17 protein-coding genes are annotated in these 19,990 nt (G+C 72.2%); 8 read left to right on the forward strand and 9 right to left on the reverse strand.

Annotated features, from left to right (window positions below):
* Window positions 1-10 precede the first annotated feature (10 nt).
* The 3 genes from AB0937_RS22545 to AB0937_RS22555 all read left to right on the forward strand — a co-directional run bounded on the left by AB0937_RS22545 (window position 11) and on the right by AB0937_RS22555 (window position 2,660).
* On the forward strand, window positions 11-1,513 hold the full coding sequence (locus AB0937_RS22545) for an SDR family NAD(P)-dependent oxidoreductase (protein WP_366713982.1): 1,503 nt from the start codon (window positions 11-13) through the stop codon (window positions 1,511-1,513).
* A 465-nt stretch (window positions 1,514-1,978) separates the two neighbouring features.
* A complete protein-coding gene (locus AB0937_RS22550) occupies window positions 1,979-2,152 on the forward strand; it encodes a hypothetical protein (RefSeq protein ID WP_366713983.1) in 174 nt (57 codons plus the stop codon).
* Between the two features lie 55 nt (window positions 2,153-2,207).
* The gene (locus AB0937_RS22555; RefSeq protein WP_366713984.1) at window positions 2,208-2,660 is read left to right on the forward strand and encodes a GNAT family N-acetyltransferase; all 453 of its coding nucleotides are present in this window, start codon (window positions 2,208-2,210) and stop codon (window positions 2,658-2,660) included.
* Window positions 2,661-2,812: 152 nt separating this feature from the next.
* Here AB0937_RS22555 and AB0937_RS22560 read toward each other — a convergent pair whose 3' ends face one another.
* From AB0937_RS22560 to AB0937_RS22570, 3 genes are all read right to left on the reverse strand, one after another.
* Window positions 2,813-3,232 carry a VOC family protein gene (locus AB0937_RS22560; RefSeq protein ID WP_366713985.1) on the reverse strand — a complete coding sequence of 140 codons (420 nt, stop codon included), beginning with the start codon at window positions 3,230-3,232 and terminating at the stop codon, window positions 2,813-2,815.
* A gap of 207 nt (window positions 3,233-3,439) precedes the next feature.
* Window positions 3,440-4,783, reverse strand: coding sequence for an amidase family protein (locus AB0937_RS22565; RefSeq protein WP_366713986.1), 1,344 nt, complete (start codon window positions 4,781-4,783; stop codon window positions 3,440-3,442).
* A gap of 140 nt (window positions 4,784-4,923) precedes the next feature.
* Window positions 4,924-5,949, reverse strand: coding sequence for a prolyl oligopeptidase family serine peptidase (locus AB0937_RS22570; protein ID WP_366713987.1), 1,026 nt, complete (start codon window positions 5,947-5,949; stop codon window positions 4,924-4,926).
* Between the two features lie 156 nt (window positions 5,950-6,105).
* Here AB0937_RS22570 and AB0937_RS22575 point away from each other — a divergent pair, with 156 nt between their 5' ends.
* On the forward strand, window positions 6,106-6,579 hold the full coding sequence (locus tag AB0937_RS22575; RefSeq protein ID WP_366713988.1) for a carboxymuconolactone decarboxylase family protein: 474 nt from the start codon (window positions 6,106-6,108) through the stop codon (window positions 6,577-6,579).
* A 21-nt stretch (window positions 6,580-6,600) separates the two neighbouring features.
* On the opposite strand, the gene AB0937_RS22580 is transcribed toward AB0937_RS22575, so the two are convergent.
* A complete protein-coding gene (locus AB0937_RS22580; RefSeq protein WP_366713989.1) occupies window positions 6,601-8,022 on the reverse strand; it encodes a lipase maturation factor family protein in 1,422 nt (473 codons plus the stop codon).
* 296 nt (window positions 8,023-8,318) lie between these two features.
* On the opposite strand from AB0937_RS22580, the gene AB0937_RS22585 reads away from it, so the two are divergent.
* Window positions 8,319-10,406, forward strand: a complete 2,088-nt coding sequence (locus AB0937_RS22585) for a SpoIIE family protein phosphatase (RefSeq protein WP_366713990.1) — start codon at window positions 8,319-8,321, stop codon at window positions 10,404-10,406.
* A 22-nt stretch (window positions 10,407-10,428) separates the two neighbouring features.
* On the forward strand, window positions 10,429-11,292 hold the full coding sequence (locus AB0937_RS22590; protein WP_366713991.1) for a DNA-formamidopyrimidine glycosylase family protein: 864 nt from the start codon (window positions 10,429-10,431) through the stop codon (window positions 11,290-11,292).
* A gap of 16 nt (window positions 11,293-11,308) precedes the next feature.
* Here AB0937_RS22590 and AB0937_RS22595 read toward each other — a convergent pair whose 3' ends face one another.
* The 4 genes from AB0937_RS22595 to AB0937_RS22610 all read right to left on the reverse strand — a co-directional run bounded on the left by AB0937_RS22595 (window position 11,309) and on the right by AB0937_RS22610 (window position 14,620).
* Complete coding sequence (locus AB0937_RS22595) at window positions 11,309-12,451, reverse strand: SpoIIE family protein phosphatase (RefSeq protein ID WP_366714104.1); 1,143 nt, start codon at window positions 12,449-12,451, stop codon at window positions 11,309-11,311.
* A 150-nt stretch (window positions 12,452-12,601) separates the two neighbouring features.
* The gene (locus AB0937_RS22600) at window positions 12,602-13,258 is read right to left on the reverse strand and encodes a zf-HC2 domain-containing protein (RefSeq protein ID WP_366713992.1); all 657 of its coding nucleotides are present in this window, start codon (window positions 13,256-13,258) and stop codon (window positions 12,602-12,604) included.
* A 151-nt stretch (window positions 13,259-13,409) separates the two neighbouring features.
* Window positions 13,410-13,922 carry a hypothetical protein gene (locus AB0937_RS22605; protein ID WP_366713993.1) on the reverse strand — a complete coding sequence of 171 codons (513 nt, stop codon included), beginning with the start codon at window positions 13,920-13,922 and terminating at the stop codon, window positions 13,410-13,412.
* 152 nt (window positions 13,923-14,074) lie between these two features.
* Window positions 14,075-14,620 carry a sigma-70 family RNA polymerase sigma factor gene (locus AB0937_RS22610; RefSeq protein ID WP_366713994.1) on the reverse strand — a complete coding sequence of 182 codons (546 nt, stop codon included), beginning with the start codon at window positions 14,618-14,620 and terminating at the stop codon, window positions 14,075-14,077.
* Between the two features lie 221 nt (window positions 14,621-14,841).
* Here AB0937_RS22610 and AB0937_RS22615 point away from each other — a divergent pair, with 221 nt between their 5' ends.
* Window positions 14,842-15,993 (forward strand): CapA family protein, encoded by a 1,152-nt coding sequence (locus AB0937_RS22615; RefSeq protein ID WP_366713995.1) that lies wholly within the window; start codon window positions 14,842-14,844, stop codon window positions 15,991-15,993.
* Between the two features lie 29 nt (window positions 15,994-16,022).
* On the opposite strand, the gene AB0937_RS22620 is transcribed toward AB0937_RS22615, so the two are convergent.
* The gene (locus tag AB0937_RS22620) at window positions 16,023-16,484 is read right to left on the reverse strand and encodes a universal stress protein (RefSeq protein ID WP_366713996.1); all 462 of its coding nucleotides are present in this window, start codon (window positions 16,482-16,484) and stop codon (window positions 16,023-16,025) included.
* 185 nt (window positions 16,485-16,669) lie between these two features.
* Between AB0937_RS22620 and lysX the strand changes: the two genes are divergently transcribed.
* The gene (lysX, locus tag AB0937_RS22625) at window positions 16,670-19,960 is read left to right on the forward strand and encodes a bifunctional lysylphosphatidylglycerol synthetase/lysine--tRNA ligase LysX (protein WP_366713997.1); all 3,291 of its coding nucleotides are present in this window, start codon (window positions 16,670-16,672) and stop codon (window positions 19,958-19,960) included.
* Window positions 19,961-19,990: the final 30 nt, after the last annotated feature.

The raw sequence follows: 19,990 nt of genomic DNA on the forward strand, positions 1-19,990 counted from the left end.
GACAGCGGCGATGACGGTGACACAGGACGGTCCGCAGGCCATGGACGGGGCCGACGGGCTCTCGTACGGACCCGGCATCGACCCGGATCGCCTGGCCGTCTGCCTCAGTGTGCTCGAGGAACTCGACAAGCTGGAGGTCGACCACCCGGACGCCATCGCGGTGCGCCGGGCCACGGCCGGCGTCTACCGCACGGTCAAGCAGCGCCGCCGCCAGGAGCGGCGGGCCGCCAAGACCGCCCACGACAAGGCGGTCACGGAGGCCACGGCGACCGGTTCCGCCCAGCGCATCGACGACGAGACCGAGGGCCTGCTGCCGACGTCGACCACCGAGGAGGGCAGGATCGCGGGGATACTCCAGCGCCCGCGCTCCTGCTACACCTGCAAGACCCGGTACGTGGAAGTCGACTACTTCTACCACCAGCTCTGTCCGGACTGCGCCCGTCTGAACCGCGAGAAGCGCGACGCCCGCGCCGACCTCACCGGCAAGCGGGCCCTGCTCACCGGCGGCCGCGCCAAGATCGGCATGTACATCGCGCTCCGGCTGCTGCGCGACGGCGCGCACACCACGATCACCACGCGCTTCCCCAAGGACGCCATCCGCCGCTTCAAGGCCATGGACGACTCCGCGGACTGGATGCACCGCCTGGAGATCGTCGGCATCGATCTGCGCGACCCCGCGCAGGCCGTGGCCCTCGCGGAACAGGTCGCCGATGCGGGTCCGCTCGACATCCTCGTCAACAACGCGACGCAGACCGTGCGCCGCCTGCCCTCCGCGTACGCCGCGCTGGTCGAGGGCGAGAGCGCCCCGCTGCCCGCCGGCGAGCTGCCCGCCCACCACGTCATCGGCGCCTTCAACTCCGGCGCGGTCGACGGCATCGCGGCGCTGCCGCTCGGAACCAGCGGGCTCGACGCACAGAAGGTCGCCGACCTCGCCCTGGTCGCGGGCAACGCCAGTGTCGAACGGCACCTGGACGGCACGGCGATCGACGCGGGCGGTCTCGTGCCCGACGTGGTCGACTCCAACACCTGGGTGCAGACCATCGAGCAGATCTCGCCCGTGGAGCTGCTGGAGACCCAGCTGTGCAACTACACGGCGCCCTTCATCCTGATCAGCGCGTTGCGGCCGGCCATGGCCGAGGCCGCTGAGAAGGCGGAGAGCGGACGCGCGTACGTGGTCAACGTGTCCGCGATGGAGGGGGTCTTCGGGCGCGGGTACAAGGGTGCCGGACATCCGAACACCAACGCCGCGAAGGCCGCGATGAACATGGTGACGCGGACCAGCGCGCAGGAGATGTTCCAGACCGACGGCATTCTGATGACCTCGGTCGACACGGGCTGGATCACGGACGAGCGGCCGCACTACGACAAGCTGAGGCTCGCCGAGGCGGGGTTCCACGCGCCGCTCGACCTGGTCGACGGCGCGGCCCGGGTCTACGACCCGATCGTGCGGGGCGAGGCGGGAGAGGACCTGTACGGAGTCTTCCTGAAGGACTACGCGCCCGGTAAGTGGTAAGCGCGCTCCCCGGGGTGGTCATGCCGCCTGCCAGGAGCACGACTTGGGGCTCCAGGCAGGCAGGTCGCGACGCGGCCCGCCGGGCGTGAACCGCGCAGCCGTCAGGAAGGCCTCGTCGTCGACGTACGCCGTTCGAGTGATTCGCGAAACGCCCGTAATCCTACAAATCGGTGCGTAAACCGGAGTTGAACGCGGGATGACGCGCGATCGTTACCGGTTGTTTTCAGCCCCATCGAGCGGGGCCCTGCTCATTTGGTTAGTCTGATGCGGACGGACAGCAGCAGGGGTCCTACCCACACCCACGGTCCGTCATGGGACCAGCCGGTTCACCACGGCCTGCTCTCCCGTGAGTCGACCGGCGCCACCGCGTCCGAACTGCATTTGGCATAGAGGCCCGAGTGGGCGTCAGGCGCAGCAGGACCGGCGCGTACGTCCCGAGGGTGACCGACACATAAGGAGTGCGCGGTGACACCGGAGAAGACGAATCGCGATCAGCGCCCCAAGGAACGCGGCGAGCGCGCCGGCCGACAGGCCGACGAGCTCGGCAGCCTCGACGTGTGGGCCCGTTCGGCCCCGATCCGCCTCGCGGGCTACGAGGACGACCTCGCAGAGCCCCACATCCTGCCCAGCGTCGACTGACGGCGGGCGCACCCACCGCGACCTCCGAGCGCATGGCCGTGCCAGACTCACGGCCATGCTGATCAGGGAAGCAACGGCTGACGACTGGCCTCGCATCTGGCCGTTCTGGCACCGCATCGTCGCCGCGGGCGAGACCTACGCATGGGACCCGGGCACCTCCGAGGAGGAGGCCCGGGTCCTGTGGATGAACCCGGCGAAACGCGTCTACGTCGTCGAGGACGACAGCGGAGCCGTCGTCGCCTCCGCCTACCTCACCCCCAACTACGGCGGCCCCGCCGCCGGTATCGCCAACGCGGGCTTCATGGTCGACCCCGGCCAGGGCGGCCGGGGCCACGGCCGGGCCCTGGCCGAACACCTCCTGGCCGAAGCCCGGAACGCCGGTTTCCGGGGCATGGTCTTCAACGCCGTCGTCGAGACCAATCCCGCTGTGACACTGTGGACTTCCCTGGGCTTCACGATCCTCGGCACCGTCCCAGAGGCCCTGCACATCATGTACCGGGCGATATAGGGCAGAACCGCTCCCGAAGGAGAGCCTGGTCCGCCCGGGTGGCGCGCATGCCGCCCTCCGAAATGCCCCGCTCCAGCACTTGGCGCGGCTGCGAGAAGGACGCCTGGGCAAGCACCCCTGGGTGGTGCGCCGCGACGTTCCGGCGGAGTCCGTCAGGGCCGGGCGTACGGGCGGGTCATGATCTCCATGTTGTGGCCGTCCGGGTCCTCGAAGTAGGCGCCGCGACCGCCGAAGAGGTCGTTGACCCGGCCCGGGCGGGTGTGGTTCGGGTCGGCGTAGTAGGTGACCCCCAGCGCCTCCAGGCGGTCGACCATGCCGTCGAACCGTTCCTCGGGCACGAGGAACGCGTAATGCTGCGACTGGATCGGCTCGTCGGTCTTCTCGTAGTAGTCGAGGGTCACACCGTTGCCCAGGTCGACGGGCAGGAACGGGCCGAAGGGGGCGCCGACCTCCAGACCCAGGACGGCCGCGAGGAACTCCGCGGACAGCCGGCGGTCGGAGGCGTAGACGGCGGTGTGGTCGAGGCGGGCGACCGTGGTCGGGAGTTCGGGGGCCTGCGGGGTGCGGGACATGCGTGAGTTCGTCTCCGGGTCTAGGGATCCGTGTGGAAGCGCCGATGAGGGGCGCGGGGATGGGGACACGAAGACGGGAGGCGGGGCGCGTGCCCTCTCCGGCTCTCGGGCGGGCCCGGGCGGGGCGATCCCCGCCGCGCTCACTCCGAGGCCGGGCGCCTCACTCGTGCATGGCCTACGGCCGACCCGGCAGTCACCCGGCCGACCTTAGTCCATCGGCGCCGTACGCTGCCACGGGTTTCGCTCCTCCAGCTGCCCGGCCAGAGCCAGCAGTTGGGACTCCGTGCCGGGGCGGCTCACCAGCTGCACGGCGCACGGGGCGCCCGAGGGGAGGCTGCCGCAGGGGACGGACATGGCGGGCCAGCCGGTCAGGTTCCACGGGGGCGTCAGGGGCGAGTAGTTCGTGTTCGCCAGCACGTTGCTCAGCCAGCCCCGCTCGTGCCAGGGCCCGGCCTTCGGGGAGCGGCGGGCGAGCGCGGGCGTCAGCAGCACGTCGTGCTCGGCGAAGAACGGCTCCAGCCGGCGGCGCAGCCGCTCGCGGGCCGACCCGGAGCTCACGGTGCGCAGGAAGGGCCGGCCGAGCCGGGCGTGGACGCGGGTGCGGCGCGTCAGCAGCCGGGGGTCGAGCGGCAGGGCGTCCGCGGCGGTGCCGGCCGTCCAGTGCGCCAGGGAGGTCGTGGCGAGCGACATCGGGTAGGGCGGGTCGGCACGCCGGACCTGATGGCCCGCCCTCATCAGCAACCCCGCCGCGTCCCGGGCGGCCGCCGCGTACGGACGGCTGACGGTGACGCCGGCCAGGGGACTGCGCAGCGACACGGCGACCCTGAGGACGCCGGGCTCGGGTGCGGGGCCGGGTTCGGTGCCGGCCAGGACCGAGAACATCAGGCGGGCGTCCTCGACGGTCGTGGCGAGCGGCCCGTTCTCCGCCATGCCGAACCAGGTGCTGTCCCCTTCGCCGGTGGGGATCACCCCCTGGCCCGGCTTGATGGTCACCAGGCCGCAGTTGGCGGCCGGTATGCGCAGGGAGCCCATCCCGTCGTTGCCGAGGGCGAGCGGCACCATCCCGGCGGACACGGCCGCCGCACTGCCGCCCGACGAACCGCCCGCCGAACGCGTGAGGTCCCAGGGGTTGCGGGCGATGCCCAGCACACCGTCCGTCGTGCCGAAGACGCACAGCTCGGGGACGTTCGTGACCCCCACGACCACCGCGCCCGCCGCCCGCAGCCGGGCCACCGTCACATGGTCGCGCGCGGCCGGTGTGTCCGGTGTGGCGGCCGAGCCGATCCGCCGGGACTCGCCGCGCACGGCGAGGTTGTCCTTGACGGCCACGGGCACCCCGGCCAGGGGCAGTTCGGCGAAGTCGCCGCGCGCGGCCACCTCGTCGGCCTCGGCCAGGGCCGCCTCGGCGCGCACCGCACGGAAGGCGCCGACCCGGCCGTCCAGCCGCTCGATCCGGGCGAGGTGCTCGGTGACCACCTCCCGGGGCGTGACCCGCTTGTCGCGTACGGCGGCGGCTATCTCGGCGGCGGTACGGCCGGCCCAGGTGGTCACAGCGGCTCCTCGGAGGGGAGAGGGCGGACTTACTGACGAGTACGTTGGGAGAACTGTGCACCCGGCGGGGACCGCGCGTCGAGGCCGCCGATCGTGCCGGGGCGGCCGGTGCCGTCGGCGAGGGGCCTGCCGCGGCCGGTTCAGCGCAGGTGGCGTGCGAGGAAGGCCTCGGTGACGTCCATCGAGGCGGCCCACTTCGGCCCGAACGTGTGCCCCTCGCCGGAGACGGTGCGCAGTTCGACGTCCTTGCCCGCCTTCCGGAACGTGGCGGCGGCCTCGCGCGACCAGGCCAGGGGGCAGGTGCCGTCCGCGGTGCCGTGCTGGATCAGCAGGGGCTCTGTCATGCGGCCGGCGTGGGTGAGGGGCGAGACGCCCCGCCAGAACGCCGGGTTGTCCGCGGGCGTGCCGTGCCTGTCCTCGATCTCGACGACGACGGGGTCGCCGTCGGGCCGCTGGAAGTGGTCGATGTTCTCCTCCGGCCGCGCGCTGACCGGGGCGTACGCCACCGCCGCGTCGAACAGGCCCGGCGCCACGACCAGCGTGTTGTACACGACTCCGCCGCCCATGGAGCGCCCGAACAGCCCGATGCGTTCGCCGTCGATGTCCGGGCGCCCGGAGTCGCGCAGGGCCAGGGCGGCGCCGATGACGTCCTCGGTGTAGCCGAGGCGCAGGTTCACGTCGTTGTCCGGGTCCTTGTCGGAGCGGGCGTGATTGCGGTAGTCGGTGTGCAGGACGGCGTATCCGCGGCGGGCCAGGCGGTCCTGCTCGCGCGGCATGCCCTGGCCGCTGACGTAGACACCGGGGTCGATGTAGCCGTGAGCCAGCACCACCGCCGGGAACGGCCCCTCGCCCTCGGGGATGTTCATGATCCCCGAGATCGTCATGCCGTTCGCCTCGTACGTGACGGCGTAGCGGGTGTAGGCGTCCGTGCGGTCGAGTACCGCGCCGAGGCGCAGGCCGGAGCCGGTGTGCTCGCGCTGCATCAGGGCCTGGAGGGAGACGGGGTCGGCCGTGGTGGGGGAGGGCGCGGTCCGCGGGCTCTCAACGGTGGCCCGGGCCGGTGAAGGAGCCGCCTCGGACACGCCGTCGCCCGCACCGCCGGTACAGCCCAGCGCGACGGCCAGCAGCAGCCCGGCGGCCGCGCGGGCGGAGCCCCGAAGCCGCATACCGTCCAGTGTGACCCCCCTCGGCGCCGCAGGACAGGACCTGCCGCCCCCGGGGCTCAGTGCTTATGGCGCAGGTCACATGCGTCCATGTCACATCGGGAGGGGGCCGCCGCCTCATAGGGGTGTACGGCACCGACAACGGCTGAGGAGCTCACCATGAGCGCACGACTGGACGTCTTCGCGATCCCGAGCGCGAGCAGGATCGTCAAGCAGTTCCACTCCCTGGGACGGCTGGTGGTGGAGTCGCCGCTGCCGGCCACCACCCGGGAACTGGTCTCGCTCCGCACGAGCCAGATCAACGGATGCGCGGTCTGCATCGACATGCACACCAAGGAAGCCACCGCCGCCGGGGAGAGTTCCGTACGTCTCCATCTTGTCGCGGCGTGGCGGGAGGCGACGGTCTTCACCGAGGCCGAGCGGGCCGCGCTGGAACTGGCCGAGCAGGGCACGCGGATCGCCGACGGCGCGGGCGGCGTGCCGGACGCGGTGTGGCGGCGAGCCGCCGAGCACTACGACCAGGAACAGCTCATGGCACTGGTGACCCTGATCAGCTTCATGAACACGGCGAACCGGCTGAACGTCATGCTCGAGCAGCCGGCGGGCGATTACCGGCCCGGCCAGTTCGCGTAGCCGAAGAGCGCCGGGGCCGGGTCACGGCCGCCGACCCGGCCCCGCCAGCCGGGTCGGCGGCAGGTACTCCCGTACGTACGTCCGCTCCCAGCACGCGCCCGTCTCCCGCAGTTCGCGCCACGAGGTGAAGCGGTAGCGGAACAGGCGGGCGCGCACGTACCGGGGGGGCTCGTCCGGCGGGAACGGGGAGCGGCGCAGCAGCTTCAGGGTGTCCCGGTCGTTCTCCAGCAGCCGTTCCACCAGCGCCCCGAACCAGGAGTCCGCGTAGCCGGGGGAGAGGGCCGCGAACCACATCAGCCAGTCGAGCCGCAGATGGTAGGGCGCGAACTGGCGCGGCCAGCGCCGAGGATCGCCCGGCTTGCCCTTGAACTCGTACTCCCGCCACCCCGAGTCCGCGTGCGGCGCGTCGTCCGCGGTGCCCTCCACCACCACCTCGTACCGCACCCGGCTCACACTGCCGAACGCCCCGTAGGTGTTGACCAGATGGAGCGGGTCGAAGGAGCGGTTCATGACCTGGCGGCGGGAGAGCATGTTGCGCACCGGCCGGTATCCCAGGGCGAGCAGCAGCGCCGACACCGCGAGCACCACGACGACGTACCACAGCGGGGCGTCGGGCACCTGCGGCGGATCGGCCGGGAACCGCACCGCCGCCAGCGCCAGCACGATCGTGATCCAGTTCAGCCAGGAGAAATTGCCCGACAGCACCAGCCACAGCTGGGTGACGATCATCAGTGACGCGGCGGCCGTCGCGACCGGCTGCGGGGTGAACAGCAGGAACGGCACCACGAGCTGGGTGACGTGGTTCGCCGCCACCTCGACGCGGTGCACGGGCTTGGGCAGACGATGGAAGAACCAGCTGAGCGGGCCCGGCATCGGCTGGGTCTCGTGGTGGTGGTCCAGGCAGGTGAGCTTGCGCCAGCAGGCGTCGCCGCGCATCTTGATCAGCCCCGCGCCGAACTCCACCCGGAACAGGATCCACCGCAGCAGGAACAGCACGACGACCGGCGGCGCCACCTCGTCGTTGCCGAGGAACACCGCGAGGAACCCGACCTCCAGCAGCAGCGACTCCCAGCCGAACGCGTACCAGGTCTGTCCGACGTTGACGATCGACAGGTACAGCGCCCACGGCACCAGCCACAGCACCATGCCGGCCCACAGTGGCAGCAGGGAGTCCAGCCCGGCCAGCAGCGCCGCCGACACCGCGCAGCCCGTCCAGGCGCACACCGCGAAGAAGCGGTCCGAGTAGTGCCACTGGAACAGGCTCGGCGCGCGCCGGAACGGCACCCGTTCGACGAACCGCGGCACCGGCAGCATGCCGCGCCGGCCGATCAGCGCGCGGAACTGGAGCGCCGCCGTCAGGAAGGCGACCAGATACACGGCCGCCAGGGCCCGCTGGAAGACCAGCCGGGTCAGCCAGTAGTCGGATGCGGCGAACCATTCCACGGCCGTGGGGCCCTCCTTCCCGTACGGCGCGGGGCCGGGCCGTCACGCTCGGTGTCCCGTCGCTCCGGTTGCGTGACCGCAGTGGCCGAAGCAAACAATAGTGCCGGGCCCGACGTCGTACCGGACACCCCGGATCCGCCCGTCGAAACCGGGCTGATGTCCGGCGGCCTGGCCGCCGAGCGCATCCCCGGCGGCCCCTCGGGTGTCTCCAGTGACCGAGGGCCGATCCGGCACAGCGGCCCGTACACTCGGCACATCCGGTCGAAGAATCGGACGAACCCTGGCAAGGTGGGCCCATGGCTGATCGGGGAGCGAGCGCCCTGTCCCTCCCGGACGACTGGCCCGCCCACCCGGATCCGATCCTCGCGCTCAACCGGATGGGCAGCTTCGACTGGGATCTGGACACCGGCCTGATGCAGATGGACGCCCAGGCCCACGAGGTCTTCGACGTGCGCTCCGACGAGTACGACGACCACCCCGAGACCCTCGCCAAGCGCGTGCCCCCCGACGAGTCCCGGCGCCTGGACACAGCGGTCTCGCAGGCGCTCAAGGACGGCAGCGAGAACTACGGCGCCTACTTCCGCATCCGCCGCCGCGACGGCACCCTGCGCTGGACCCACACCCAGGGCTACATCCGGCGCGACGACACCGGCCGCCCCCGCCGCATCATCGGCATCATCCGGGACGCCACCCAGGAGCTCGGCGAGATCGACGCCCGCCGCGACCAGGCCGCCAAGGACGAGGCCCGCCGGCAGCAGACCAGTGTCGTCGAGCTCACCACGGCCGCCCTCGCCCACGCCCGCACCGTCCAGGACGTCATCGACGTCCTCAAGGACACCCATGGCCTGGTCCACCTGGGCGCCACCAGTCTCGTCATGGGCCTGGTCGAGGCCGGCCGCATCCGCCTGGTCGCCGAGGGCCCCTCCGACAGCTTCGTCCCCGGCACCCGCGTCACCCGGATCGACGAGCCCTATCCGATGAGCGAGGCCGTCCGCACCCTCGGCCCGTGCTTCATCGAGTCGCCGGAGGAGTTCGCCGAGCGCTATCCGATCCTGTGGCCGCACATCACCGGCCTCGACATCACCTCGGCCGCCTACCTGCCGCTGATCGTCCAGGCCCGGCCGATCGGCGTCATGGGCCTGCTCTACAGCGACCGGTACGGCTTCACGTCCGAGGAGCGCAACATCCTCGTCGCCCTCGGCAGCAGCATCGCGCAGAGCATGCAGCGGGCCATGTTCTACGAACAGGAGATGGACCTCGCGCAGGGCCTCCAGCAGGCCATGCTGCCCCGGACCATCCCGAGCGTGCCCGGCGCCGACGTCGCCGTGCGCTACCGCGCCGCCACCATCGGCGGCTCCGTCGGCCGGGACATCGGCGGCGACTGGTACGACCTGATCCCGCTGCCCGGCGGCCGGGTCGGCGCCGTCATCGGCGACGTCCAGGGCCACGACACGCACGCGGCCGCCGTCATGGGCCAGTTGCGCATCGTGCTGCGCGCCTACGCCGCCGAGGGACACCCCCCGGCCACCGTCATGGCCCGGGCCTCCGTCTTCCTGCACGAACTCGACACCGACCGTTCCGCGACCTGCCTCTACGCGCAGGCCGACCTGTCCACCGGCGTGCTCCAGGTGGTCCGGGCCGGCCACATCGATCCGCTGGTGCGCCACCCCGACGGCTCCTGCCGCCGCGTCACCGTCCCCGGCGGGCTGCCGCTCGGCCTGTCCGCCGAGTTCGGCCGCCTCGACTACCCCGTGACCAGCATGGAGCTCGACCCCGGCGACACCCTGCTGCTGTGCACCGACGGCCTGGTGGAGCAGCCCGGCGCCGACCTCGACGACGGTATGCGCACCCTGAGCGCGCTCGTCGCCACCGGCCCCGACGACGTACGGGACCTCGCCGAGCGGCTCATCGACGTGGCCGCCGAGCGCGGCGGCGACGACGACGTGGCGTTGCTCCTGCTGCGCCGGCGCGGACCCGAGGGCCCGCAGTCCGGCCGCCGGCTGCAAAGACGCGTGGCCCCCGGCGACCCCGGGGCCCTCGCCGGGACCCGGCACATGATCCGCACCGCGGTCGCCGCCTGGGGAGCGGGCGAGCGCGCCGACGAGATCGAACTGGTCGCCGACGAGCTGATCACCAACGCCCTGATGCACACCGAGGGCTCCGCGGTCGTCACCCTGCGGGCCTTCACCGGCTCCGAGCGCCGGCTGCGCGTCGAGGTCGAGGACTCCTCGAGCGCCCTGCCGCGCCGCCGCGAGGCGGGCGACTCGGGCGTCTCCGGGCGGGGCCTGCTCCTGGTCGAGTTGCTCACCGACGTCTGGGGCGTGGAGGCCCGGGGCGGCGGCAAGGCCGTGTGGTGCGAGTTCGTGGTGCCCGGCCGGGACTGACCCCGCGTGGCACTCTGGACCTATGCCGGAACTCCCCGAGGTAGAGGCGCTCAAGGACTTCCTGACCGAGCATCTCGTCGGCCACGAGATCGTCCGGGTGCTGCCCGTCGCGATCAGCGTGCTGAAGACGTACGACCCTCCCCTGTCGGCGCTGGAGGGCCACGAGGTCACTGCCGTACGCCGGTACGGCAAGTTCCTCGACCTCGCGACCGCGGACGGCCTGCACCTCGTGACGCACCTGGCCCGCGCGGGCTGGCTGCACTGGAAGGACCGCCTCCCCGACGGCCCGCCCCGCCCCGGCAAGGGCCCCCTCGCCCTGCGCGTGGCCCTGGAGACCGGCGCCGGCTTCGACCTGACCGAGGCCGGCACCCAGAAGCGGCTCGCGGTGTATGTCGTGGGCGACCCGCAGGAGGTCGAGGGCGTGGCCCGGCTCGGCCCGGACCCGCTCGCCGACGACTTCGACGAGCGGCGCCTCGCGGAGCTCCTGGCCGGTGAACGGCGGCAGCTCAAGGGCGCGTTGCGCGACCAGAGCCTGATCGCGGGCGTGGGCAACGCCTACAGCGACGAGATCCTGCACGTGGCGAGGATGTCGCCGTTCAAACTGGCGGCATCTCTGAGCGAGGAGGAGACCGGGCGGCTGTACGCGGCCCTGCGCGACACGCTCACCGGGGCGGTCGAGCGTTCCCGGGGCGTGGCGGCGGGACGGCTCAAGGCCGAGAAGAAGAGCGGACTGCGCGTCCACGGCCGCACGGGTGAGCCCTGCCCGGTGTGCGGCGACACCATTCGTGAGGTGTCCTTCAGCGACTCCTCGCTCCAGTACTGCCCGACCTGCCAGACGGGCGGCAAGCCGCTGGCGGACCGCAGGATGTCCCGGCTGCTGAAGTGACCCGGCCGGGTCCCGGCTACCGGGACGGCGGTGACCACTCGAACATCAGGATGGTCGCGTCGTCCCGCAGCCGGCTCGTCGGCGAGTCCAGGATGGAGTGGATGAGCCGTCGCAGCGTCTCGGACGGCAGCTCGCCCGCGGCCGTCGCCCCGATGATGTACTCGGCGAACTGTTCGAGCCCGAACTCCGCGCCGTCGACGGCCCTGGCCTCCGTGACCCCGTCGGTGTACATCAGCACCCGGTCGCCGGGCTTCAGCACGATCTCGTGTGTCTCGCGCCGCCGCTCGGTCAGCAGGGACGGCATCCCCATCGGCGGGCTCGCCTCGCGCCGCATGGCGTCGACCAGCGGCCGCCGGTCGCGGATGAGCAGCGGGGTGGGGTGCCCGCAGTTCACCCACCGCAGCATCCCCGACGCCAGGTCCAGCTGGGCGAGAACACCCGTGCAGAACTGGTCCGGGAGCCACTGCGACAGCGCGTCGTCGACGCTCTCCACCAGCTCGGGCAGGTCCGCCCCGGTGCGCCGGGCGTTGCGGCACGCGGCCAGGGACACCGCCGTGGTGAGCCCGGACGCCAGGTTGTGCCCCATGGCGTCGAGCACCGCGACGTGCAGCGTCGTCTCCGTCAGCGAGTGGTCGAAGGCGTCGCCGCCGAGTTCGTAGGCCGGCTCCAGCACGGCCGTCGACACGACGTGTGAGGTGCCGATCGTCCGGGGCGGGAGGAAGGCCCGCAGCATCTCGGCGGGCAGACGCATCGGCCGGGTGCGCAGACGCCGTACGAAGGAGTCCTGGTAGGCCCGCGCCGACGTGATCATCATGGCGAGCAGCGTGGCCAGGGCGCGGGCGCGGCGCAGGACATCGGGTGTCAGGGCGGGGGAGTCGACCGCGAGGACGCCCAGGCGTTCCGCGCCGTCCACGAGCGGGAGCCAGGCCGTCATGCCAACCTTCTCCTCGGACACCGCCACGCGCAGGGACTGGGTGCGGTAGGTCCAGCCCGCGAGTGAGTTGTCGATGAGCAGGGGAGGGACCACGTCGGTGAGCGGCACCAGCCGGCGCTGCTGGATGTCGGAGAGGTAGACCACGGAGCTCTGCAGGCCGAGGGCCTTGGTGCAGCGGGCCGCCGCGGTGGGCAGGTCCAGGGTCGCGTTCTCCGGGTCGGCCAGGAAGTCCTCCAGGCGGCCGTCCCCGGTCTCTGCCGTCACCTCGTCTCCCCTCGCCGGGACCGCCGGCACCCGGCGATCACCCGGGTGCGTCGTCCAGCAGTCTCAGACCGGGGCACGCCCGGCGCCCGGCGACACGGGGCGGACGGACGGTCAGCTCGGCTGGATCCTCCACAGGACCTCGCCGGCGGCCGAGCGGATCTCGTAGCGGGCGATGTCCTCCGGATGCATGGAGGAGCTGGCCATCATCGTGTTGGGGCGCTCGTCGTGCCCGGGCCCGTGCCAGCTGGTGGCGGTCTCCTCGGCGCCGTCGTGGCCGATGATCACCAGGTGGCAGGCGCGCGGGCCCGAGCCGTCCCTGACCTTCAGCTCGACCTGGCTGCCCGAGGCCTCGTCCTCCGTCGTGACCTGCGCCCACACTCCCGTCCGTGTGTCGGTCGCCGCAACGGTCCGGGGCTGCTCCTCGGCACTGCCCTCCGCCATCATCGCGATGCCGGGGACCGACGCCGCGAAGACGACCGAGGCGGCAAGTGCGAACAGCAGACGCCTGCGTCCGGCCCGCCGCCGGGTCGCCACCTCGGCCAGCAGCCCGTCCAGCATGCGCGGCCCGGGCTGGGCCAGCGGGTGCACGAACCGTGGCGTCGACCGCCGGTACAGCATCAACTGCCGTGTGGTCGCGCCGAATTCCGTCACCTCTGCAGCGCACCGAGGGCACTCCATGAGGTGGTCCTCGAAGCGGAAGGCCTCCGCCTCGTCCAGCACGCCGAGCGCGTAGGCCGCGACGTCGCGATGCCTCTCCAGGGACCTCATGCCGAATCCTCGTGCCGTTGGGTGCGGGTGGGGTTACTCCTTGCTCCCACCGGTACGGACCAGGCAGCGGAATCACTCAAGCCGGTGACACAATCGCAACCAAAGGATTCGGAGCCCTCCGGCCCGCGGATTGGTCCGGGGCCGCAGAAGTCTAAAAAAGATGGATCGCGAGGTGTCCCAGCGGCAGTCCGAGCTGCCAGGCGGGCGTCCAGACCTTCGGTCCCTCGTCCTCCCCGGCCACCGGCGCGCCTCCCGGCACCGCGTTCAGATCGGGCGCGAGCAGCTCCGTCTCCTGCAGCCAGCGCCAGGCCTCCTCGGCGAGGCCGAGGTCCGGCGCGGGCCGGCCCGACGCCGCGGCGCCGGTGGCGAGCTCGGCCAGCCGCTCGCGCACCCACTCCTGCCACGGCTGGTCGTAGGCGGTCAGCGACAGCCACGTCTCGAGCTGCGTGACGACCCGGATGCCGGAGAGCTCCCCGTCGGTGTCGGACAGGAAGATGGTCAGCGCCAGGGCATCCCGCCCGGCGCGGAACTCGAAGGACGTCGGCGGCATCAGATCGCCGGTCCGCAGCAGCTCGTCGGCGATGTATTCGGCGTACAACCACGCCATGGGGACGGTCAGTTCACCGTCGGCACCGTCCGTGCCCCCCTGCTCTTCGTCCAGCATCCCTTCCTGCCTTCCTCCGGTACGTGCGCGTCGCCCGACACCGGGCCCCGGGAGCGCTGACGGCCCCCTCCGGAACACGGATGAGAACACCCGATTACTCAACCGGGGTCATCGGCAAGGCGCTTTACGGAGGCTTGACCCACCCATCGGTTTCATCGCAGGTCGGCGGCGTATCCCGGTAGCACCCTGCGCAGGGCGCGCAGCGCGTAGTACGCGCGGGACTTCACGGTACCGGGCGGGATCCCGAGGGTTGCCGCTGCTTCCGCCACACTCGCCCCCTGGAAGTACACGAGCACCAGGACTTCACGGTGCTGCGGAGTGAGTGTCTTCACAGCCTCGCGGACGTCGAGCATCGCGGCTGCCCGCTCGGCGTGGTCGGAGATGACCGGCGCGTTCTCCAGCACCGCGTCGCCGACCTCGGGCGGACGGGCCTGGCGGGCCCGCCGGGCGTCGATCGCGAGCCGGCGCGCGACGGTCATCAGCCAGGGCCGCACGGAGTCGAAGTCGTCGGCGCGCAGGGCCTCGGGGTGTTGCCAGGCACGCACCAGCGTCTCCTGGACGAGGTCCTCCGCACGCTGCCGGTCGCCGTCGCAGAGCCGCAGCAGCAGCGCGAAGAGGGGCCGGCCGTGCTCGCGCTGCAGTGCGGCGAGCTCGTGCTCGGCGGTCGTTCCGTTCGTGAGAGTGGATCCGGCCGTCATGGCCGTATGGCACCGCAGCGCGCGGCCCCGGCACAGGGCACGTACCCGGCTGTGCGACGGACGGTCGATCGCGTCGACGAACGGTTCGACGAACGGTCGGGCACCCGGCCATGCGGGTGGCCGACGGGCTGATGAGCGTGTCGGGGACGCGTGGGACGCCAGGAGCCTTCTTTCCTGATGGTGCGTAAATATGACCACAACGCCCACAGTGGGGTGAATGCATGCTCGCGCGCAGTCGACAGATCGCCCTGGCCCTGACCGTCGTCCTCGCCGCAGGCGCCGCCTGCCAGGCCCGCGACCACGACAAGCCCGACCGCGGACGCCCGGCACCGGCCGCCGGGCCCCGCGGCTTCACACTCGTCGCCTCCGGTGACGTCCTCCCGCACAGCACGATCATCGACCGGGCCCGCTTCGACGCAGGCGGCACCGGCTACGACTTCCGGCCGATGCTCTCCGGGATCCGCTCCGTCGTTTCACGCGCCGACGTGGCCCTGTGCCACATGGAGACCGTCTACGGCGCGAACGGCGTCTACACCGGCTACCCCACCTTCAAGTCCCCGCCCGAGGTGGCCCGCGCCCTCGCCGCCACCGGCTACGACGGCTGCTCCACCGCCTCCAACCACAGCCTCGACGACGGAGCCGACGGAATCCGCCGCACCCTCGACGCCCTCGACCGCGCGGGCGTACGGCACGCCGGCTCCGCACGCACCGAGGAGGAGGCACGCACCACGACCGTCCTCCGAGCGGGCCCGGCCGAGGTCGCCCACCTCGCCTACACCTATGACACCAACGGCATCGCATTCCCCGACGGGCAGCCCTGGGCCGTCAACCTCACCGACGAGAACAGGATCGTCGAGGACGCCCGGGCCGCACGCCGGGCGGGCGCCGACGTGGTCGTGGTCTCCCTGCACTGGGGCACCGAGTGGCTGGACGCCCCCGACGACCGGCAGCAGACCCTGGCCCGGAACCTCACCGCCGCGCGCACCGGCGGCCGCCCCGACATCGATCTGATCCTCGGCACCCACGCGCACGTCCCGCAGGCCTACGAGAGGGTCAACGGCACCTGGGTGATCTACGGCATGGGCGATCAGATCGCCGGCGAGATGACCAACTACGAGGGCGTCAAGGACCCGCGCGGCAACCAGTCCACCCTCGGCCGCTTCACCTTCGCCCCGCCGGCCCGGCCGGGAGAGCGCTGGCAGGTGACCAAGGCGGAGTTCGTCCCGCAGCTCTTCGACGTCGACGCCGGCCGGGTCGTGAACCTCAACCGGGCGCTCACCCAGGGCGCCGACGTCCGGGCCGTCCGCGACCGCATCCGCGACGTGGTGCTCAGCCGCGGCGCGGCTGAGGACGGACTGGTGATGGGGGAGTAGCGGCCCCCGCGACCCGGGTGCCGTACGGCCTACGGCACCACCGTCACCGGCCACCGCCCCGCCTTCACCAGGCGTACCGCCACCGAGCCGACGATGCGGTGGCCCGCCTGTTCCGAGGCGCCCACGACGACCGCGTCCGCCTTGAGTTCGTCGGCCGCCGCCACCAGGCCGTTGTACGGGTCGCCGCGGAAGGTGTGGAACTCCCAGCGGACCTCGAATATCCCCTTGAGCCGCTCGGCCGAGTCCCGGATCTGCGCCACCAGGTCCTCGGCGATCTCGTCCGTCGTCTCCGCCACCGGCACCCCCAGCGCCGTACCGGCCGCCAGCACCGGCTGCACGTACACCACGGCGAGCAGCGCGTGCTGGCGCCGGGCCAGGCCGGCGGCGTAGGCCGCGGCCCGCAGGGAGGAGTCGGAGCCGTCGACCCCCGCCACGATCACCTTCGGCCCGTCCGTGCCCCGTTCGAACCGGGGGGAGTGCTGTTCCGTCACGCCGCGAGGCTATCGGAACGACCAGCTCCGGCCGCCGGGCGGGACGGGGTCCGGCGGACGGCACCCGGGGCCGGTGAGCCGGCAGACGCCGCGCCGGACCCAGGGCCTCGGTCCGGTTTCCTGTGGCGCGCGGGGCGGGAGCGCTCGACGGGCGAGGTGGCGCAGGTGTTTCTAGAGTCGAAGGCATGAGTGTCATCGCGGACACCGGGACGGCCGAGGACATCTCCGGCGCCATACGGCCGCCCCGCCGGGCGCATGGTTTCCTGAGCCGGGTACCCGAGGGCTTCGCGGTCTTCTTCGCCGCCCTCGGTTTCCTCTGCGCCCTGCTGGCGCTGATCCCCCCGCTGCGCACGGCGCTGCGTCCCCTCGTCCACTTCCTGGACCTCCTGCTCGTCCCGGTCAGCGCCAACCTCGCCTACGCGGTCTTCCTCTTCCTGCTCGCCGCCGCGACCGGCGCCCGCAAGAAGATCGCCTGGTGGCTGGTCGTCGTCTACCTCGGCCTGCTGGTCCTGACCGACATCCTCGGCATGGCCGTGGGCGAGTTCGCCGAGTCGGTCCCCTCCTTCGTGGTGTGCGGCCTCGCCCTGATCCTGCTGGTCTACGCCCGCAAGGAGTTCTACGCCGCCTCCCGCCGCGCCGCGGTACGACGCGCCCTGGTCGTCCTGGTGGCCGGACTGGTCGTCGCGATCCTGGTCGGCTGGGCCCTGGTCAAGGCCTTCCCGGGCAGCCTGCCCAGCGGAGAGCGCCTGGCCTGGGCCGCGAACCGGGTCTGCGGCGGTCTCGTCCCCGCCGGCAGCTTCGACGGCCGGCCCCCGCACGCCCTGTACTTCCTGCTCGGCCTGTTCGGCGCGCTGGCCCTGCTGAACGCCGCCGCCACCCTGTTCCGCTCCCAGCGCCTCGAAGCCGCCCTGCACGACGACGAGGAGGCCCGCATCCGGGCCCTCCTCGGCCGTTACGGCGACCAGGACTCGCTCGGCTACTTCGCCACCCGCCGCGACAAGGCCGCCGTCTTCTCACCCAGCGGCAAGGCCGCCGTCACCTACCGCGTCGAGGCCGGGGTGTGCCTGGCCAGCGGCGACCCGGTGGGCGACCGGGAGGCCTGGCCGCACGCGATCGCCGCCTGGCAGGACGTGGCCCGCCGCTACGCCTGGGTCCCGGCCGTGATGGGCGCCTCCGAGGAGGGCGCCCGGGCCTACGTCCGTGCCGGGCTCGGCGCGCTCCAGCTCGGCGACGAGGCCATCCTGCACGTCCTCGACTTCGACCTGGACGGCCGCGACATGCGCGTCACCCGCCAGGCCGTCAACCGGGTCCGCCGCACCGGCGTCACCTGCCGCGTCCGCCGCCACTCCACTCTCTCCGAGGAGGAGATGCGCCAGCTCGTCGAGCGTGCCGACGCCTGGCGCGACACCGAGACCGAACGAGGCTTCTCCATGGCCCTGGACCGCCTCGGCGACCCCGCCGACGGCGACTGCCTCCTCGCCGAGGCCCTCGACCGGGAGGGCCGGCTCCTCGCCATCCAGTCGTTCGTGCCCTGGGGCAAGGACGGCGTCTCCCTGGACCTGATGCGCCGTGACCGCACCGCCCCCAATGGCGTCATGGAGTTCATGGTCGCCGAACTGTGCGCCGTCGCCCCGAAACTGGGCGTGCGCAAGGTCTCGCTGAACTTCGCCGTGTTCCGCTCCGTGTTCGAGGAGGGCGCCCGCATCGGCGCTGGACCGGTCCTGCGCCTCTGGCGTCGCATGCTGCTGTTCTTCTCCAAGTGGTGGCAGCTGGAGGCCCTGTACCGCTCCAACGCCAAGTACCACCCCGAGTGGTACCCCCGCTTCCTCTGCTATGCGGAAGCCGCCTCCCTCGCCCGGGTCGGACTCGCCTCCGGCATCGCCGAGGGCTTCGTCTCCGTACCGTCGATGCGCACGTTGTGGGGCAAGGGAAAGGGGCACCCGAAGGGCGGGCAGCGGCCCGCCACCACGGAGGGGCTGCCGTCGTTGGCGGCGCTCGGCCTCGCCGGAGGGGACGGGACCGAGCCCGCCGACCCCCTCTCCGGCCTGTCCGACCAGGTCCGCGTCCGGCACCGCAAGCTCGACCGGCTGCGCGCCGACGGCACCGACCCCTACCCGGTGGGCATCCCGGCCCGCACCCACACCCTCGCCGAGGTCCCGAGGGGCGAGGAGGTCACCGTCGCCGGCCGGATCATGCTGGTCCGCGACTTCGGAGGCATCGTCTTCGTCGTCCTGCGGGACTGGTCCGGCGACCACCAACTCGCCCTGACACGCGACCGCTCCGGCCCCGCCCTGGACCGCTTCACCGCCGACACCGACATCGGTGACCTCGTCACCGTCACCGGCCGGGCGGGCGTCAGCGACAAGGGCGAGCCGACCGTCTTCGTCACCTCCTGGCAGCTCACCGGCAAGTGCCTGCGCCCGCTGCCCGACAAGCGCCGCGGCCTGGCCGACCCCGAGGCCAAGGTCCGCATGCGCTACCTCGACCTGGCCGCCAGCCCCGCCGCCCGCGACGTGGTCCGCGCCCGCTCCACCGCCGTCCAGGCCGTGCGCCAGGGCCTGCTGGCACGCGGCTACCTGGAGGTCGAGACGCCGGTGCTCCAGCAGATCCACGGCGGCGCCAACGCCCGGCCCTTCACCACCCACATCAACGCCTACGACCTCGACCTCTACCTGAGGATCGCCCCCGAGCTGTACCTCAAGCGGTTGTGCGTGGGCGGAGTGGAGAAGGTCTTCGAGATGGGCCGCACCTTCCGCAACGAGGGCACGGACTACAAGCACAACCCCGAGTTCACCATCCTGGAGGCCTACCAGGCGTACGCCGACTACGACGTGATGCTCGACCTCGTCCGCGAACTGATCCAGGGCGCCGCCACCGCCGCGTTCGGCAAGCCCGTCGCCCGCAAGGACGGCGAGGAGTACGACATCTCCGGGCAGTGGCCCGTCAAGACCGTCTACGGCGCCATCAGCGAGGCCCTCGGGGAGGAGATCCACCCCGGCACCGAACTGCCGGAGCTGATCCGGCTCTGCGACCGCGCCGGCGTGCCGTACACCCCCGACGACGGCCACGGCGACGTCGTCCTGGAGATGTACGAGCGGCTCGTCGAGGAGAAGACCGAGCTGCCCACCTTCTACAAGGACTTCCCGACCGAGGTCTCCCCGCTGACCCGGCAGCACCGCACCGACCCGCGTCTCGCCGAACGCTGGGACCTCGTCGCCTTCGGCACCGAACTGGGCACCGCCTACTCGGAACTCACCGACCCCGTCGAGCAGCGCCGCCGCCTCACCGCCCAGTCCCTGCTCGCCGCCGGAGGTGACCCCGAGGCGATGGAACTCGACGAGGACTTCCTCGACGCGCTCGAATACGCCATGCCCCCCACCGGCGGACTCGGTATCGGCGTCGACCGGCTGGTCATGTTCCTCACCGGCCTCACCATCCGCGAGACCCTGCCCTTCCCCCTGGTGCGCCGCCGCTGATCCATTTGCGTGCGCCGAACGGGTGAATGC

This window comes from Streptomyces sp. NPDC047880 (assembly GCF_040706515.1).
In the GTDB taxonomy this organism is placed as follows: domain Bacteria; phylum Actinomycetota; class Actinomycetes; order Streptomycetales; family Streptomycetaceae; genus Streptomyces.

Bases quoted from the DNA above. Each gene is read 5' to 3' on its own strand.
- AB0937_RS22545 (WP_366713982.1), top strand. From the start codon at position 11: ATGACGGTGACACAGGACGGTCCGCAGGCCATGGACGGGGCCGACGGG.
- AB0937_RS22555 (WP_366713984.1), top strand. From the start codon at position 2,208: ATGCTGATCAGGGAAGCAACGGCTGACGACTGGCCTCGCATCTGGCCG.
- AB0937_RS22560 (WP_366713985.1), bottom strand. From the start codon at position 3,232: ATGTCCCGCACCCCGCAGGCCCCCGAACTCCCGACCACGGTCGCCCGC.
- AB0937_RS22570 (WP_366713987.1), bottom strand. From the start codon at position 5,949: ATGCGGCTTCGGGGCTCCGCCCGCGCGGCCGCCGGGCTGCTGCTGGCC.
- AB0937_RS22575 (WP_366713988.1), top strand. From the start codon at position 6,106: ATGAGCGCACGACTGGACGTCTTCGCGATCCCGAGCGCGAGCAGGATC.
- AB0937_RS22585 (WP_366713990.1), top strand. From the start codon at position 8,319: ATGGCTGATCGGGGAGCGAGCGCCCTGTCCCTCCCGGACGACTGGCCC.
- AB0937_RS22590 (WP_366713991.1), top strand. From the start codon at position 10,429: ATGCCGGAACTCCCCGAGGTAGAGGCGCTCAAGGACTTCCTGACCGAG.
- AB0937_RS22600 (WP_366713992.1), bottom strand. From the start codon at position 13,258: ATGAGGTCCCTGGAGAGGCATCGCGACGTCGCGGCCTACGCGCTCGGC.
- AB0937_RS22605 (WP_366713993.1), bottom strand. From the start codon at position 13,922: ATGCTGGACGAAGAGCAGGGGGGCACGGACGGTGCCGACGGTGAACTG.
- AB0937_RS22610 (WP_366713994.1), bottom strand. From the start codon at position 14,620: ATGACGGCCGGATCCACTCTCACGAACGGAACGACCGCCGAGCACGAG.
- AB0937_RS22615 (WP_366713995.1), top strand. From the start codon at position 14,842: ATGCTCGCGCGCAGTCGACAGATCGCCCTGGCCCTGACCGTCGTCCTC.
- lysX (WP_366713997.1), top strand. From the start codon at position 16,670: ATGAGTGTCATCGCGGACACCGGGACGGCCGAGGACATCTCCGGCGCC.